At 41.3% G+C, this 16667-nt stretch carries 18 protein-coding genes; 13 read left to right on the top strand and 5 right to left on the bottom strand.

Annotated features, from left to right (window positions below):
• Positions 1-55: 55 nt before the first annotated feature.
• From AAGD16_RS14385 to AAGD16_RS14375, 3 genes are read left to right on the top strand one after another with little or no spacing between them, the layout of a single operon-like run.
• Complete coding sequence (locus tag AAGD16_RS14385) at positions 56-928, top strand: acyltransferase (protein WP_008109502.1); 873 nt, start codon at positions 56-58, stop codon at positions 926-928.
• An 18-nt stretch (positions 929-946) separates the two neighbouring features.
• Positions 947-1867, top strand: a complete 921-nt coding sequence (locus tag AAGD16_RS14380) for an acetyltransferase (protein ID WP_013466094.1) — start codon at positions 947-949, stop codon at positions 1865-1867.
• Entirely contained in the window at positions 1864-3123 is a 1260-nt protein-coding gene (locus AAGD16_RS14375) for a mechanosensitive ion channel family protein (RefSeq protein WP_016899329.1), read from the top strand. Before AAGD16_RS14380 ends, AAGD16_RS14375 begins: the two co-directional genes overlap by 4 nt.
• Here the strand turns inward: AAGD16_RS14375 and chrA are convergent.
• Positions 3083-4234, bottom strand: a complete 1152-nt coding sequence (gene chrA, locus AAGD16_RS14370; protein WP_024602198.1) for a chromate efflux transporter — start codon at positions 4232-4234, stop codon at positions 3083-3085. The genes AAGD16_RS14375 and chrA overlap by 41 nt on opposite strands.
• A 184-nt stretch (positions 4235-4418) precedes the next feature.
• On the opposite strand from chrA, the gene AAGD16_RS14365 reads away from it, so the two are divergent.
• Together AAGD16_RS14365 and AAGD16_RS14360 are read left to right on the top strand one after the other, a co-directional pair.
• Positions 4419-5051 carry an OmpA family protein gene (locus AAGD16_RS14365; RefSeq protein WP_377112599.1) on the top strand — a complete coding sequence of 211 codons (633 nt, stop codon included), beginning with the start codon at positions 4419-4421 and terminating at the stop codon, positions 5049-5051.
• A 104-nt stretch (positions 5052-5155) separates the two neighbouring features.
• Positions 5156-5821 (top strand): hypothetical protein, encoded by a 666-nt coding sequence (locus tag AAGD16_RS14360; RefSeq protein WP_377112596.1) that lies wholly within the window; start codon positions 5156-5158, stop codon positions 5819-5821.
• 14 nt (positions 5822-5835) lie between these two features.
• On the opposite strand, the gene AAGD16_RS14355 is transcribed toward AAGD16_RS14360, so the two are convergent.
• Positions 5836-7614: an ABC transporter transmembrane domain-containing protein gene (locus AAGD16_RS14355; RefSeq protein WP_377112593.1), complete on the bottom strand. Its 1779-nt coding sequence runs from the start codon at positions 7612-7614 to the stop codon at positions 5836-5838.
• Positions 7615-7702: 88 nt separating this feature from the next.
• Here AAGD16_RS14355 and AAGD16_RS14350 point away from each other — a divergent pair, with 88 nt between their 5' ends.
• From AAGD16_RS14350 to AAGD16_RS14335, 4 genes are all read left to right on the top strand, one after another.
• Positions 7703-8101: a DUF3224 domain-containing protein gene (locus AAGD16_RS14350; RefSeq protein ID WP_377112590.1), complete on the top strand. Its 399-nt coding sequence runs from the start codon at positions 7703-7705 to the stop codon at positions 8099-8101.
• Between the two features lie 17 nt (positions 8102-8118).
• The gene (locus tag AAGD16_RS14345; RefSeq protein ID WP_008109493.1) at positions 8119-8301 is read left to right on the top strand and encodes a hypothetical protein; all 183 of its coding nucleotides are present in this window, start codon (positions 8119-8121) and stop codon (positions 8299-8301) included.
• 9 nt (positions 8302-8310) lie between these two features.
• Positions 8311-8928, top strand: coding sequence for a LysE family translocator (locus AAGD16_RS14340; protein ID WP_013466086.1), 618 nt, complete (start codon positions 8311-8313; stop codon positions 8926-8928).
• A 77-nt stretch (positions 8929-9005) separates the two neighbouring features.
• Complete coding sequence (locus AAGD16_RS14335) at positions 9006-9548, top strand: PH domain-containing protein (RefSeq protein WP_377112585.1); 543 nt, start codon at positions 9006-9008, stop codon at positions 9546-9548.
• Between the two features lie 62 nt (positions 9549-9610).
• On the opposite strand, the gene AAGD16_RS14330 is transcribed toward AAGD16_RS14335, so the two are convergent.
• Entirely contained in the window at positions 9611-9955 is a 345-nt protein-coding gene (locus AAGD16_RS14330; protein WP_008467278.1) for a rhodanese-like domain-containing protein, read from the bottom strand.
• A gap of 5 nt (positions 9956-9960) precedes the next feature.
• Positions 9961-10149 carry a DUF2892 domain-containing protein gene (locus tag AAGD16_RS14325; RefSeq protein ID WP_008467276.1) on the bottom strand — a complete coding sequence of 63 codons (189 nt, stop codon included), beginning with the start codon at positions 10147-10149 and terminating at the stop codon, positions 9961-9963.
• 131 nt (positions 10150-10280) lie between these two features.
• Between AAGD16_RS14325 and AAGD16_RS14320 the strand changes: the two genes are divergently transcribed.
• Genes AAGD16_RS14320 through AAGD16_RS14310 form a run of 3 tightly spaced genes read left to right on the top strand, consistent with a single transcriptional unit; the run spans position 10281 to position 14924 of the window.
• The gene (locus AAGD16_RS14320) at positions 10281-10583 is read left to right on the top strand and encodes a metalloregulator ArsR/SmtB family transcription factor (protein WP_008467273.1); all 303 of its coding nucleotides are present in this window, start codon (positions 10281-10283) and stop codon (positions 10581-10583) included.
• Between the two features lie 5 nt (positions 10584-10588).
• Positions 10589-13864 carry an efflux RND transporter permease subunit gene (locus AAGD16_RS14315; protein ID WP_377112580.1) on the top strand — a complete coding sequence of 1092 codons (3276 nt, stop codon included), beginning with the start codon at positions 10589-10591 and terminating at the stop codon, positions 13862-13864.
• Positions 13854-14924 carry an efflux RND transporter periplasmic adaptor subunit gene (locus tag AAGD16_RS14310; protein WP_008115415.1) on the top strand — a complete coding sequence of 357 codons (1071 nt, stop codon included), beginning with the start codon at positions 13854-13856 and terminating at the stop codon, positions 14922-14924. Before AAGD16_RS14315 ends, AAGD16_RS14310 begins: the two co-directional genes overlap by 11 nt.
• Here AAGD16_RS14310 and AAGD16_RS14305 read toward each other — a convergent pair.
• The gene (locus tag AAGD16_RS14305; protein ID WP_377112576.1) at positions 14921-15598 is read right to left on the bottom strand and encodes a nitroreductase family protein; all 678 of its coding nucleotides are present in this window, start codon (positions 15596-15598) and stop codon (positions 14921-14923) included. The genes AAGD16_RS14310 and AAGD16_RS14305 overlap by 4 nt on opposite strands.
• A 188-nt stretch (positions 15599-15786) precedes the next feature.
• Between AAGD16_RS14305 and AAGD16_RS14300 the strand changes: the two genes are divergently transcribed.
• The gene (locus AAGD16_RS14300; RefSeq protein ID WP_076919638.1) at positions 15787-16665 is read left to right on the top strand and encodes an ABC transporter ATP-binding protein; all 879 of its coding nucleotides are present in this window, start codon (positions 15787-15789) and stop codon (positions 16663-16665) included.
• The last annotated feature ends 2 nt before the right edge of the window (positions 16666-16667 follow it).

Genomic DNA, 16667 nt, shown 5'->3' with positions numbered 1-16667 from the left:
TTGCATAGTTAAGCGCGGTCTTAGTGGCTGCGCGATGTTTAAAGGAATAGAAGTAATGTCAGTTATTCGCAGTGTATTTAGTATTTTCTTTTATACAATAAACACTCTTTTTTGGTTTGTGCCTATTTTTATTTGTGGCATCGTTAAGTTAATCCCAATCAAACCACTACAAAAATTAATGAGCTGGACGGCCAAGCAATGTGCCTCTATTTGGGTGACCTTCAACACGTTAAATCAGACGTTATTAACGCCAACTAAACTTAATGTTATTGGCCTTGAAGAGCTTAAATTAAAAGATTGGTACCTAGTCATTGCTAACCACCAAAGCTGGGTAGATATTTTAGTGTTACAGCGGGTGTTTAACCGAAAAATACCTTTTTTGAACTTCTTTTTGAAAAAAGAGCTTATTTACGTACCTGTTTTAGGTTTGTGTTGGTGGGCACTCGACTTTCCTTTTATGACCCGTACCAGTAAAAGCCAATTAAAAAAGAATCCTAAATTGCGTGGTAAAGATTTAGAAACCACCCGTAAAGCCTGTGAAAAATTTAAAGAAATGCCAGTCAGTGTGGTTAACTTTGTTGAAGGGACGCGTTTTACAGCGCAAAAGCATGCGCGTCAAAATAGCCCGTTTCCTCACTTACTTAAACCGAAAGCGGGTGGTGTGGCGTTTGTAATGCAAGCCATGGGTGAGCAAATTTCTAAAGTGGTAAATGTCACTATTCATTACCCTGAGGGCATTCCTACCTTTATGGATTTTGCAGCCGGTAAAGTAAAACACATTGATGTACATGTTGAAGTAAAAGGCGTTAGTGACGACTTAATTGGTGATTACACTAATGATCCTGACTTTAGAGTACGCTTTCAAAGTGAATTAAATCGCGTGTGGGAAGAAAAAAACCAGACGTTGGTTAATCTCAAACAAAAATAACAAAATGAGCTGACAGTTATGCTAAAAAAATGGTTACCTAATTGGTTAAATGGCTTAATTGTTGGCTGTGTTTTATTTGCTAATTTAATAATATTTGGCGCATTAGTGCTTACCCTAGGGTTAGTTAAATTAGTGCTGCCCATACCTGTAGTGAGTAAATTATTACACAGTGCGTATAAAGGGTGGTGCAAAGGTAACCGCTTAGGGCTGTGGTTAGGCTGTAATAATATTAAAGTTAATATTAGTGGGGAGGTAAACGCCAACAGTTGGTATTTGCTAATCAGTAATCATATTAGCTGGCTTGATATTGCGGTATTGAGCTCGTTGGATGCATTGCCAGCCCCTAAGTTTTTTTTAAAAGATGAGCTTAAATACGTGCCATTTATTGGCACTGGTGCGTGGGCGATGGGTATGCCCTTTATGAAACGAGTGACCAAAGCGCAATTGGCTAAAAATCCGAATTTAAAAGGCTTAGATGTCGAGCGTACTAAGCGCAGTTGCCGTAACTTTCGTCATCATCCTACAACCATAGTTAACTTTGTAGAAGGTACGCGTTTTACTGCGCAAAAGCACCAGCATCAACAAAGTCCTTTTCAGCATTTATTAAAACCTAAGGCTGGTGGAACTGCTTTTGCCTTAGAGGTTTTAAACGAGCAGTTTGACGCTATGCTTAACACCAGTTTAGTGTATAGCGGTCAGTCAGATCATGTGTGTCGTAATATTTTAAAAGGCGAGTTGGAGTCTATTCATATTACTATTGAGGTTATGCCAATAAATACACAGATGATTGGCAGTTACCAAACCGATAAGGCATTCAGGGCCCAGTTTCAGCAATACTTAAATAACTTATGGACAGTAAAAGATAAGCAATTAAGCGCTATTCATATTCAGCAAGCTAGTACTGAATTAACACCCAGTAAGGAAATTGAAATACCATGAGCAAAACACACCTACAGGAGCTAATTACTCCTTGGTTTGAAAAAGTCCCCGATGCTTTTTTTCTCAGCGCAATCACCGCCTCATCAATTGGCATTCTTTCATTATTATTTGTTTACTTATTTACTCGTCGCTTGATGTTACCGGGTATTCAAAAGGTGGTGACTAAACTCTCTCCTGAGCGTATTGGTTCATTGTCACCTATGTTAACTAAGCTGAATAAACGAATTGCTTGCTTGTTATGTTGTGTACTTTTTTTAGCCACATTTGATAGTGTTTATCCGGTTAATGCAATTGCTCAAGAGATCCTTAAAACCATTGGCCAAGCATTATTAATTATTTATATTGGTTTTATTATTAGCAGCATAGTGAGCATTGCTGGCGCTATTTATAACCAATTAGATTTTGCTCGCGAAGTACCTATTCAAGGCTTAATTCAAGTGGTTAAGCTGATCACCTTTATTGTGTGTTCAATATTAATTGTTAGTATTGTGCTTGAAAAATCGCCGACTTATATTCTCTCTGGTTTTGGTGCTATTGCCGCTGTTACTTTATTAGTATTTAAAGACACCATATTAGGTTTTGTCGCCAGCATTCAAATTGCCGCTAATCGTTTGGTGACCTATGGAGATTGGATCCAAGTAGATAACTACGGCGCCGATGGCGAAGTAATTGATTTAGGACTTAATACTGTAAAAGTGCGTAACTGGGATAACACCATAACGACCATCCCTACTTATATGCTGGTGGCCGGTTCATTTAAAAATTGGCGCGGTATGCAAGAATCTGGTGGGCGACGCATCAAGCGTTCTTTAAACATTGATATGAACAGCATCTTTTTAGTTGATGACGATTTTAAAGCGCAAATAGAAGCGGCTATACCACTGCAAGAATATATTCGACTAGGCACACTTCCCGATCCGGTGTCGAACTTAGGGCTATTTCGTCGCTATGCAGAGGGTTACTTAAAACAACACAGTAAAATCAATACCTCGCTCACACTTATGGTGCGTGAACTACAACCGCTTAATCATGGCTTACCGATTGAGTTTTACTGCTTCAGTGAAGACAAACGTTGGATATCGTACGAGCACTTACAAGCTGAAATTATGGACCATTTACTGGCCGTATTACCTGTGTTTGGGCTGCGCGCTTATCAAAGTGTCAGTGGGCAATTAAGCCCAGCTGACGGAGCCAATATGGCAGGTAAACCCAGCATTAAAGTGCCCAATAATGCTGTCCAAGGCCAACACCAATAAACAATAACAATAGCCACCAAATAGGTGGCTTTTTAATACGTAACCATGCAAACGCAGCAATCACTAATGCAATTTGCCAAATATTGCTTACGGCAGAAGTCCAAATGGGCGAATATAATGCAGCTGCCAAAAAGCCAACTACAGCAGCATTAAGCGCTGCAATTGAGCTGGCAAAGCGAGGATTACTGGCCAAGTTTATCCAGCTTTTTTGAAACGCCAGCATCAGTAAAAAACCGGGTGAAAATATCAATAATGTTGCGATTAGCGCACCCACTAATGGTTGTGCAGAGTTCAATTGTGCCCCCAAGTAGGTGGCTATAGTAAACATTGGGCCAGGAACGGCTTGGGCACTGGCGTACGCAGTTAAGAATTGATCATTACTCAGCGTTGGAACTCCCGCTTGCAAAACAGGTAATACAACGTGTCCACCACCAAATACCATGGCACCTGCTTGGTAAAAAGGCGCGAATAACGCAGCGTTTTCGCCAAGTGGGATAAAGCTGATGGCAAGTAGTAGTGCAAATAAGCCAAGAGCAATCCAATTGATGTTGGTTTTTTCTCTGCTAACATTTTCTGTAGATTTAGCTAAGTTAAGTAAAGGCCATAAAGCACCGATAATGGCAGCGGTTACTAAAATGGCGATTTGAGTGCCCAACATAGGAAATAAAATCAGTGCTAAAGTACTCATTATTGCCAGAAGTTTAAGTACCGCACTGGTGCAAAAGCTTTTCGCCATACTAAGGGTCGCATCAGCAACAATAACCACGGCAAATAGTTTCAAACCTGCAATAATAGCAAAATAAACAGCATCAAACTGATGTGCACTTATTGCAATTAGCACCATGATCAAAAACGAAGGCAGGGTAAAGCCTATAAACGCAGCGATACCACCGAGTACACCAGCACGTTCTACGCCAATAGCAAAGCTAACCTGACTTGAACCAGGGCCTGGCAGAGCTTGACTTAAGCTAATTAGCTGCGCGTAACGCGCTGTACTTAACCAGCGAAGCGAATCAACAAAGTGGTGCTTAAAGTAACCTAAATGCGCGGCAGGGCCGCCAAAGCTCATGCAGCCAAGCAAAAAGAACTGTCTAAAAATCGCAATTAACATAGTGTCCATCGCCTTTTGATAAATCATAAAATTGTCACAAACAAGTATGACATTATTATGAAACGCTATCACTACTTCCTTATTTGATAGGCAATATCAACGCTTATACATTATTCTTCATTGTTGGTTCATACATATATTTGCATAATCGCAATAATAAATTCTAAATGAATAGGAAATTACCATGATGTTAACTAAATCACTTTTAAGTGTCACTGTCGTTGCTGTATTACTTTCTGGCTGTGAAATGAATAACACAGGTAAAGGTGCCGCTATTGGTGCAGCCGCGGGTGGTATTTTAGGTAAAGCTACAGGTAATCATAAAGATAAGCGTATTTTTATTGGTGCAGCTATTGGTGCGCTAGCGGGTGCTGCTGTAGGTGATTACATGGATAAACAAGAAGCTGCTTTTCGTGATGAGTTAGCGGGTTCGGGAGTTGAAGTGGTTCGTGAAGGCGATAACTTACGCTTAGTGATGCCCTCTAATATTACGTTTGCGACTGATCAATCTTATATTTCATCGGGCTTTCATGACACTCTAAATGCGATAGCAAGTATAATGAATAAATACGAAAAAACCTACTTAAGTGTTGAAGGTCACACCGACAGTACGGGCAAAGACAGTTACAACATGACTCTTTCAGAGCAGCGTGCACAAAGTGTAAAAAACTACTTAGTGAACCAGCAAATTATGGCGGCACGAGTAAGCACGAGTGGCTATGGCGAATCACGCCCAATAGCGACTAACGACACAGCGAATGGTCGTGCGCAAAATCGCCGAGTAGAAATTCAAATTGTACCAAACACTCAAGGTTAGCTTTTGTAGTTACAAACCGCGTTTGCGCGCGGTTTGTGTACTTATTTAAAGGGCACTTTTAAATAAGTTAGTTGTCATAAGGAGTTCTTCATAGGGACATGTTTATGACAAATTGGCGTACAGCAATTATTTTATCGGTATTTTTACATGGGTTAGTTTTGTTTTTTTTAACTACCTTAAAAGCCCCTAAAATTAAACAGCCGCAATTAACGCCAATTAAAGCGTATATGGTGAATGTGCCTGCCAAAACTAAAGTAACGCAACAAGCCACTCAGCAAAGCGCTAATAAAAATGTTAATACAGAAATAACCCCAACCAAGCCTGTTAATGCAACCCAATCAAAACCACTAAATGCGACTAATAAAAAAACAAAGGAGACGACTGAGCCGGTAAGTACCACCTCCATAAACACCCACCCTGTAACCGCAACGTCTTATAAAAAGATCGACCTGAAAAAAGGGCTCAATAGTATTTTACAGCAACAAACTGGCTATTCTGATACTGCAAAGAATGACCCTCAGAAAAAGCGCATTACCGTCCCAAAAGAGCATGCAGGGAAGGTGAAGCCGCTATTAAAAATAGAGCAGCAAAATATGCAATTTACCACTTACCGACGAGGTGATAGCTGTTTTAAAAAGGTATCCGTTGGTGCTGGAGTTATGCCAAAAAATGACTTGCCAGATAGTTATATTGTTGGTGCAAAGTGCGATAAAACCAAGCTAACTGAGGCTTACGATACCGCAATGAATAAATGGCTTGATAAAAAGTAGCGACTAAATTGCAATCAATCTAGGTTAAACTGTAATTCACATAGCTTTTGATACAAAGGGTTGCTTGCCATTAATTGCTGATGAGTGCCTGTGGCTTTTATTTCGCCATTTTCCATTACCACAATCATATCGGCGTGTTTTACCGTGGCTAGTCTATGGGCAATAATCAGCGTTGTTCTATTTTGCATTAAGTGCTCAAGTGCGGCCTGAACATGATGCTCACTTTGCGCATCAAGTGCGCTGGTAGCTTCATCGAGTAGCAGTATTTCGGGATCTTTTAAAATGGCGCGGGCAAGTACAATACGCTGCTTTTGCCCACCCGAAAGCCTAACACCTTGCTCACCTAAAAAGCTGTTATAGCCTTGTGGTAACTGTTTTATAAATTCATCAGCATGTGCATGTTTGGCGGCCGCATAAACTTGCTCGTCACTGGCGCTTGGGTTGCCATAGCGAATGTTATGCATGACATCAGAGCTAAATAAAATTGGGTTTTGTGCCACCATGCCCATTTTGTTGCGTAAGGTGTTTAACGACAACTGTTTAATATCTATATTATGAAACTTAATCGCTCCGCTGGCTGGATCGTAAAAGCGCTGCAATAGTTCAAATAAGGTAGTTTTACCCGCACCGGAAGGGCCAACAATAGCCACAGTTTTACCTGTTTCAATATTTAAGCTGATATTATTTAATGCGCTTACATCTGGGCGAGAAGGGTAATTAAAACTAATACCTTCAAGTGAAATTGCACTGTTGCTGGTTGTTGCATGTAACTCATCATCTTGTGGAATTTCGGGGTTTTGTATTTTACTTTCAACGGCGAGCAGTTCGAGCAATCTTGCTGCGGCTCCTGCGGCGCGCTGTAGTTCACCATAAACCTCTGCAACGGTCGCTACCGACATGGCCACCATAATGGCATAAAACACAAAAGCACCGAGTTCACCGCCCGTCATAGTGCCTGCTAACACATCACTACCGCCTACCCAGAGCATGGCACTAATAGCACTAAAGGTAAGAAAAATAACAGCTGCAATTAAAAACGAACGTTGTTTAATTCGGCTTTTAGCCACATTAAAGGCCTTTTCGGTTTCAAGCGCAAAAGCAGATTGTTCTAGTTGTTCGTGGCTATAACTTTGTACCACTTTTATGTTTTGAATGATCTCACCCGCGTAGGTGCTTATATCGGCAATAGCATCTTGGCTAGAACTGGCGAGTTTGCGCACCTTTTTACCAAACACTATCATAGGCACCAGTACTAAAGGGACGCAGGCCACAACGACCAAGGTAAGCTTTAAATTAGTAACAAGCAGCATAATTAAACCACCGACTAACATTAGCGAGCTTCGCAGTGCCATAGAAAATGACGAGCCAATAATAGATTGTAATAATGTGGTGTCGGTGGTTAAACGCGACATCAGCTCGCCGCTACGATTTTCTTCAAAGTAACTCGGGTGCAAGGTAACAATACGATTAAACACGGCTTTTCGAATGTCGTTACTGACTCGTTCGCCAATCCACGACATTAAATAAAATCGGCTGAATGTACCCACTGCCAATAAACTGATCAAACCAATTAATACCAACACAGCTTGTTGTAATTGCGCTTGCGAGCCGGCAATAAAGCCATGATCAATCACAAATTTAACGCCTTGCCCTAGCGATAAGTTAACTCCTGCGGTGGCAAGTAACGCCACTAAAGCCCCTAAAACTACCCATTTATAAGGCTTAATAAAATTGAATATAGGGAATAAAGCGCTAAAGGCGGCTTTATCTGAAGCAGGCTTGTCTGTAGGCATAGTAGATTCTTATTGATGATTAAGGTATAGATATGGCATCAATAGATTAAAAATCAATAGTATTAAAAATCATCAATAAGGAAAAGTTATGACAACTAAACAGGTAACAGGCGAGTTTACCGTTACATTAGCGCCTATAGAGGGGTATGCACACGGGCAGCAAGGCGTTAACTTAGGTCGTATGTCGATTGATAAACAATTTACTGGTGGCCTAACCGCAACTAGCCAAGGTGAAATGCTCAGCGCCATGACCCCCACCCAAGGCAGTGCCGGTTATGTGGCTATTGAACAAGTAATAGGCGAACTTGATGGTTTGCAAGGTGGTTTTGTAATGCAGCATTTTGGCACCATGGATAAAGGCCAAGATAGCTTGATTTTAAAAGTGGTACCCGACTCAGGCACTGATGAGCTAGCAGGATTAACAGGCAGTATGAAAATACGGATTGAGCAAGGGATTCACCATTACGATTTTGAATACATGTTATAAGTTCAATAAGGATTAAAATGCAAAAAGTAATCGAATTCAGAAAGGCCCGTTTTTTGGGTGGGGTAGATATAGTCGCACTAAATGATCGCATACAGGAATTAAACCAAGACGGCTGGAAAGTAATAAACGCAGTGCCATTGACAGGCTTTTATGGGCAAGTGCATGGTTATGCATTACTTATTGAAAATGAAGAAATATAAGGGTTACTAATGGCATTATCATTATGGTTTAGCTTAGCACTGGTATGCATGATGGGCGCAATGTCGCCAGGGCCTAGTTTAGCTGTGGTATTAAAGCATAGCTTAAATGGCGGGATGAAAAATGGCATGCTGGCAGCGTTAAGCCATGGTTTTGGGGTTGGTTTATATGCAGCGGCCTCATTATTAGGATTAGGCGCATTGATGTTGCAGTTTCCTACTGTGTATCAATTTTTAGTGTACTTAGGGGCAGCCTATTTAGCGTATTTAGGTTTGAAAATACTATTTTCAAAACCTAACGACAGCGAGCTGCAAGTTCAAAAAAGTGCAGTGAGCAGTTCTAAGGCGTTACAAGATGGTTTTGCGATTGCATTTTTAAACCCTAAGTTGGCAATTTTCTTTTTGGCGCTATTTTCGCAGTTTATCGATCCAGAAAACCTTACATTAAACATCGGTATTATTATGTGCTTAACCGTTTTTGTAATAGATACTGGGTGGTATTTATTGGTGGCTTTACTCACTGATGTGTCTAAAAAGCGCTTTGGCTTTACCAAGCAAAATGTGTGGTTAGATAGACTATTAGGTATGGTATTTATTGCGCTTGCGATCAAAGTGGTAATAGGATTTTAACTATCAAAGTGATTGAATTGCGTACAGTTGGTAATTAATGTAACTTAAAATAACTATAATTTAAAAGTGATAAACCGATGTCTAATATAACTTTAAAAAGTGCCACTTTTGATAACAAAGTCAAACAGTACTGGATGTGTTTAGCTGCAATATTTAGCCTTTTTCCAGTTGTAACTATTGTGTTTTTACCCGTTGTATTGCTTTTGGTGTGGCTAGTCGCAGGGCGAGTATTAGCAGCTATGTCGGCCGATTTACTAGAGCGCAAGCTAGTGGTTAAACGTGGTATTTTGTTTAAAGAAGAAAAATCGATTCCGCTTGAAAAAATCACTGATGTGGGATTAAGTCAGGGGCCATTAATGCGACTATTTGGTTTATACCGCTTAAGCTTTGAAACTGCAGGGCAGTCTGGTCACGGTGCATTAGTATCGTTACTTGGGGTAGTTAATGCCAGTGAATTTCGTGAAGCCATTTTAACTCAAAAAGATAACCTCACTTCAGATCAGCCAGCCCAATCTAATAACGATGAACCACAAAGCCAAGTAGAGCTCATCCGCTCGCTTACCTATAGCGTAAAAAATATCGAGCAAATGCTAGTCAACTTGTTGGATGAGAGGAAGTAAGGCGCAGGTATACATTAATTTTCGGCGATCGGTTGATCGCCGAGTGATTTAATTTTTGGCCTTTAAAATGCCTGACAAACAGCTTCTGCTTTACAGGTAATAACTGTGACGTTTTCATAACCTACGCGTGTCAGTGCTTCAGCACTTAATGTTGCACGCGCACCACTAGCGCAATGTAAGTAAATAGGGCGTGCTGCGTCTTTTTCTATTTCCATTAACTTCATTTCAAGTAAGCCGCGCGGAATATTAATTGCGCCGGTAGCGGCTTTGGTTGCATGTTCAGCCGGTTCACGCACATCAATGAGTAATCCTTTGTTTTCACTGATCTCCTGTTTAGCTTGTTCGGCGTCGATACGACGTTGATTAGGCGTAATAATTTTTAGTAAATCGGGGATAGATGTAAGCATGGTGATTATTCCTTAAAGCCAAGTTTGCGTAATAGAGTGATCATTGGGCACCAGCTAGTAAAAGCTGATTGGATTAAGTTTACAGCGATAAAAGCGGTAAAGTATATCCACTTCGGATCGTGATACGTTTGCAAAAGGATTGATACAACAATCATGATGCCAGCGATAAGACGAAGTGCGTTATTGAGTTTCATAATAGTAGGTCACTTATTTGATTGAGTACAGAGCTACTATATTAGATATTATTAAATTAGTAAATTCTAATATTAGACATTTCTTATCTAGCAATTTATACTAAGTGCATATTTTAGAATAAGAGCATAGTATGAAAATTGACTTTACAGCGATGGCGACTAATGTGGATCAAGCTGAGCAGCTATTAAAAATATTAGCGAATAAAAATCGACTAATGATTTTATGCTCATTACAAGATACCGAAATGAGTGTGTCGCAGCTTAACGAAGCCGTACCGCTAGCGCAGTCTGCGTTATCACAGCACCTAGCGGCACTGCGCAAAGCCAATGTAGTGGCTACTCGCCGCGAAAGCCAAACTATTTATTACCGCGTGATTGATCAAAATGCCGTGCATTTGTTAGGCACATTATATGGACTGTTTTGCAAGGGCTAAAAGTTATGAGCATGATTGATAACGCAGTAAAAAGCAGCTTAAGTGGCCGTATTCCGGTTATTATTTTTGTGTTGTCGATTTTGTTTGGCTTATTTGCTTTACAACAAACAGCGCGAGAAGAAGAACCACAAATAGTGGTGCCTATGCTCGATATATACGTATCGGCGCCCAACGTAGAAGCTCCAGAGGTAGCCAGATTGGTTACCCAGCCACTTGAAAAGCTACTTGCCCAACTTGGCGGTGTGGAACATATTTATTCCACTACACAAACGAATGCCGCAGTGGTTACACTTCGCTTTGAGGTTGGCCATGACCGCGAACAAGCAATTTTAGATACCTATGCAAAACTAAATAGTTATCAACATACTATGGCTTCTGTTATCAAAAGTTGGCAAATACGGCCCGTTGAAGTGGATGATGTACCTATTGTTATGCTGGGGCTATACAGTAAAGACCCACAACTTTATGGTGATTACGAGTTAACCCGCTTTGCTAACGAAATAGCCAACAGTTTACAGCGTATTGAACACACCAGTGAAGTAAAAGTCATTGCTGGTCGTAAACGAACCCTCACCATTAATTTAAATGCCAGCGCATTGGCTGCCCACCAAACAACCGTAAATGACGTTTTTTATGCATTAAGCGTGTCTAATCAACTAACGCAAGTAGGCAGTGTGGTTGATGGTCAGCAGCAAATTGAATTGCAAGCAGGTGATGTTCTACGAAGTCAATCTGCTGTAGAGCAGCTGGTAGTGAATGTTGTTAATGGCAAAAGTGTTTACTTGCTTGATGTTGCAAACGTTATTGATGGCCCAAGTGAAGCTAAGCATTACCAATGGCTTGCTCAATCGGCAAACCAGCAGCATTTACCAATGGTAACACTAAGCGTTGCAAAACAAACCGGCACGAACGCTGTTGCAGTTGCCAACGATGTTCATCAAATGATGACGCAGCTAACACGCACGCTATTACCCACTGAGGTGAGCTATGCGGTATTAAGAGATTATGGCCAAACTGCCGATGAAAAAGTAAATAACCTCACTTCAAGTTTAGTCTTTGCGGTCTTTACTGTGGTGATATTTGTGGGGGTGTTTTTAGGTTGGCGTCCGGCGGTTGTGGTAGGGCTGGCTGTGCCTATTTGTTATGGCATTACACTGGCTCTGGATTTTGCATTTGGCTATACCATTAACCGAGTGACCTTATTTGCGCTTATTTTATCTTTGGGTTTACTGGTAGATGACCCAATCACAGGTATTGATAATATTAGCCGCTTTTTGAATAAAAAAGGCGATAAAAAACAGCAGATTGTTGGCGCAATGAGCGAAATTCGAAGTGCCTTACTTATGTCTACGCTCACTATTATGGTGGCGTTTATTCCACTGGCGTTTATCACCGGAATGATGGGGCCGTACATGGCACCTATGGCATTTAATGTGCCGGTTAGCGTGATGGTTTCTACCATTGTTGCATTTTTTGTAACCCCTTGGCTTGCGATGAAGTTACTCAAGCCTGATAACGAACAACCCTCCGAGCTTGCTCCTAAAGTTGGTACATATCAAAGAATATTAAGCCCATTATTGGTTTCTAAGGGGCGAGCAAAACTTGTTTTGTGGCTAACCCTAGCATTATTTATTATTAGCGCCATGTTACCCGTGATGCGTTTGGTGCCTTTAAAGCTACTCCCTTTTGATAATAAAAATGAGCTGCAAGTACTGATAGATATGCCAGAGGGGACTAATCTGGAGCGCACAGCTGCATTTACTAAACAAATCCAAACACTCACATGGCAATTAAACGAAGTAAGTGAAATAGCGGCCTATGTTGGTCAACCTTCAAGTATGGATTTTAATGGTATGGTGCGCGGTTATTATCGCCGTGAGGCAGCGAATCTCGCCGAGCTGAGGGTATTGTTAGTGGATAAGTCTGAGCGCGATCATCAATCCCATGGGGTGGTTATGCGCCTTCGCGAACAGCTCGCGATGCTAGCAACCGATGGCATTGTAATAAAAGTGGTTGAAGTACCACCAGGGCCGCCGGTACTGAGTACCTTAGTTGCTGAGGTTTACCGAGATGCTTTTGTTGATGAGCAAACACATTCTCACGCTGCCCAGCAGTTAGCTGCGCGTTTAAAACAAGAGCCTCATGTAGTTGAAGTCGATACCTCAATGGTGGCACCCTCGCCATTACAGCGCTTTGTTACCAATAAAACCAAGGCCGCACTCAGTGCGGTTTCAACTCAAAATATTGCACAAACACTCAGTATTGCCTCTCAAGGTGAAAGCGTGGGTGTACTTTATGTGAGCAATGAAACAGAGCCCGTTGATATTAAATTACAGCTACCGTACAGCGAGCGAAATCAGCTTTCGCAATTACTTGCACTTCAGGTAAGGGGCGATAGAGATTTAGCTAAAACCAGTAACGAGTTTGGTTTAAGCAGTGCGCCAAGGCCGTTAGTATCGCTTTCAGAACTCGGTGAATTTACACAACATCATGTTGCTAAAACGATTGTTCGTAAAGATCAGCGTGACGTGATTTATGTTATGGCTGAGCTTAATGGGCGCACACCAGCGGAAGTGATTGCTGATGTGAATGCTGATTTAAATGTATCAAACGATGAGTTTGTTAAAACATCGTGGGTAGGTCGTCACTTTTTTAATAATGGCGGAACAGCCCCATGGCAACTACCACAAGGAACCCATGTCAGCTTTAGCGGCGAGGGGGAATGGCGCATAACCATTGATGTATTTAGAGATATGGGCATTGCCTTTGCGTTTGCGCTCAGTGCTATATTTATAATTTTACGGGTACAAACACAGTCGGCGAGTTTATCGCTGATTATCATGTCAGCTATTCCGTTAACAGTGATAGGCATAATGCCAGGTTTTTGGCTGTTAAATCAGTTTGGTGAGCGCTCTATAGCTGGAGCCCCAGAGCCGGTATTATTTACTGCCACAGCGATGATAGGCATGATTGCCCTTGCAGGTATCGTGGTGCGTAACTCACTTATTTTGGTTGAGTTTATTAATCAAGCTCGCGGCCAAGGCATGGCAATTAAAGAGGCGCTTGTTGCAGCGGGTACGGTGCGAATGCGCCCTGTGCTCCTAACCGCAGGTACCACTTTATTAGGTAACTTAGTGATCACACTCGATCCGGTATTTAGCGGGCTCGCGATTGCGATTATTTTTGGCATTGTGGCGTCTACATTATTTTCATTATTTGTAGTACCGCTTGTTTATTATTTAGTGTTTGCAAGCACAGAGGATAAAGCGCATGCAGGGTAAATCAAAATTTATAGGCACATTGGCCGCGTTATTTGTCATTATTATGGCTGTGCTTTATATGGCGGGCAGCTTTTCTGACAAGCAAACTGCAGGCTTAAAAGAATCACAAATAACGAACTATCAAGGTGAGCGAGTAACGGTAACGCTGCAAAGTATTGCAGGCACTGAGCAGGTACCAGGTAGTGTAATAGCAAAACAAAATACGCAAATTTCATCGCATGTTATGGCACAGGTTGAGCAGTTAAAAGTACGTGCTGGCGATAAAGTCGCTAAGGGCGATTTACTTATTATGCTCAAGCAAGATGATTTTAAAGCGGCGTTAGCGCAAAGCAGCGCAAATATTAATGCGGTGCAAGCGTCGTTAACGCAAGCTAAAAAGCAACTAGCCAGAATGATTGATTTAAATGCGCAAGGATTAGTATCTGTTAGTGAATTAGATGACGCCAAAGCAAAGTTTGAAAACTTAACCGCTAATTTAGCGGTTGCTAAGCAACAGCAAACGCAAGCTCAGGTATCGCTTAATTATACGCGTATTACTGCCCCTATTTCGGGCGTGGTCGTTGAGCGCCTAACTGAACCTGGTGATACTGCAACACCCGGTAAACCGCTGATTACTTTGTATAACCCATTACAGTTACAGCTTGAATTTAATGTACGTGAACAACAAGCAGTAAAATTAAGAGTAGGGGACAGTTTAAATGTGGTATTACCTTCTCTAGATATAACAACACCCGCAACGGTGAGCGAAATTGTACCAGTGGCAGATAACGCGGCGCGCAGCTTGCTTATTCGTTTAGAAGCCGATGCGCAACTTGGTTTAATGCCAGGCCTTTATGCTCAACTACAGTTACCAATAAAAAGTACCCAAGGTGTATTAATTGATCCACGTTGGGTGCATGAGTTTGGTCAGCTCAATATGGTGTATGTACTTGAAAACGAAACGCTGGTTAAACGTTTCGTGCGTTTAGGCAGTATTATAAATAACCAGCAACACGTAATAGCAGGCCTAAAAGAGGGGGATGTACTTGCTGTTGATTACATGCCAAGTCAAAGCGATTAAATAAAACTCGCAATTTCATCAATCGACTTTTTATCTAGGGCGTGCAGCGGCACTGTTGCATGCTCATCTGGGTAACCAGTAATAAGTAACATATAAGGGCGTTCGTTGTCTTTATCACGCCCACAAATATCGGTTAGAAAACTCATCGGTTTTGGTGTGTGGGTAAGTGTTGCAAGGCCTGCGCGGTGCAAGGCTTGAATTAAAAAGCCAGTGGCAAGGCCTACCGATTCATGTACATAGTAATTGGTGTTTTTATCGTCCGTATTTACACCCCCCTTTTTTTGACTAAACACCGCGATTAACCATGGCGCGTGCTCTAAATAGAGTTTGTTAGCATCGGTGCCTAAGGGTTTTAGTGCATCTAACCATTCTTCACCCGCTCTGCCTTCATAAAAAGAGCGTTCTAATTTCTCGGCTGCTTCACGAATTTTCTTTTTAACATCACTATTATTAATTGCTACAAAATGCCAAGGCTGGTGGTTTGCGCCACTAGGCGCTGTACCTGCCGCTTTTATACAGGTTTCGATGATTTCTTTTGGCACTGGGCGGTTACTAAAGCTGCGAATACTATGACGGCGTTGACTCGTTTGTAAAAACTCATTCGCACGCTCAAGCATTTCCTCTGGCGGGTATTCTATAAAATCGGCTAATAGTTGGCTTTTATGATTTTGCATGGCTGTTCGCTTCTTATTTTTAGAGTGTTTGGTTTTTATACCGAGAGGCTCATTTCTAAGCAAGTGTTATTAGAATGAATTTCTGTTTATTTATTGTTACAAAGTTAACTTCTTGCTAACTTATGTTCCCGTTTTTAATATGGTATAAAGCAGTACAAAAATAATACTTACAATTCAAGGAAGTAAAAATGCTATCAATAACAGGGTTATCAAAAACCTACGACAACGGCGTACATGCTCTACAAGGTGTCGACTTAAATATTCCTAAAGGTATGTTTGGATTACTCGGTCCTAATGGGGCTGGTAAATCTTCATTGATGCGTACAATTGCAACGTTACAATCAGCAGATAGCGGCAGCATAAAGTTTGATGGGATTGATGTTTTAGCACAACCCAAAAGTTTACGTGAGCGTTTAGGCTATTTACCGCAAGATTTTGGTGTATATCAACGCGTAAGTGCTTATGACTTACTTGATCATATGGCTATTTTAAAAGGCTTAAACAATAAAGCTGAGCGTAAAGAGGCCGTTGAAGGGTTACTCGCGCAAACTAATTTATACGACCACAGAAAAAATGCAGTGAGTGGTTTTTCGGGGGGGATGCGTCAGCGTTTTGGTATTGCACAAGCTTTATTAGGCGATCCTGATTTACTCATTGTTGATGAACCTACGGCAGGACTGGATCCTGAAGAGCGCAATCGTTTTCATAATTTATTGGTTGGTTTAGGCGAAAGTAAAGTGGTGATTTTATCAACCCATATAGTTGAAGATGTATCTGAGCTTTGCCCAAATATGGCTGTATTAGCAAGTGGACAAATTTTGCTGGAAGGTAATCCAATCGAGCTGACTAATACGCTGCAGGGCAAAATATGGCACAAGGCGATGAGTCAGGCTGAAGCTGTCGAACTAGAACAGTCATTACCTGTGATCGCGAAGCGTTTGTTTGCCGGAAAAACATTACTCAGCGTATTTGCTGACGACGCCCCGCAAGGCTTTGAGGCAAAGCCTGCTGATTTAGAAGATGTTTATTTTTCAACATTGCATAAACATCGCAATAAAGCAGCATAAGG

Source organism: Pseudoalteromonas sp. M58, from assembly GCF_042604605.1.
Classification (GTDB): domain Bacteria; phylum Pseudomonadota; class Gammaproteobacteria; order Enterobacterales; family Alteromonadaceae; genus Pseudoalteromonas; species Pseudoalteromonas tetraodonis.
The sequence above is the reverse complement of the archived record's forward strand: the minus strand, read 5'-3'. Positions and strand labels throughout refer to the sequence as shown.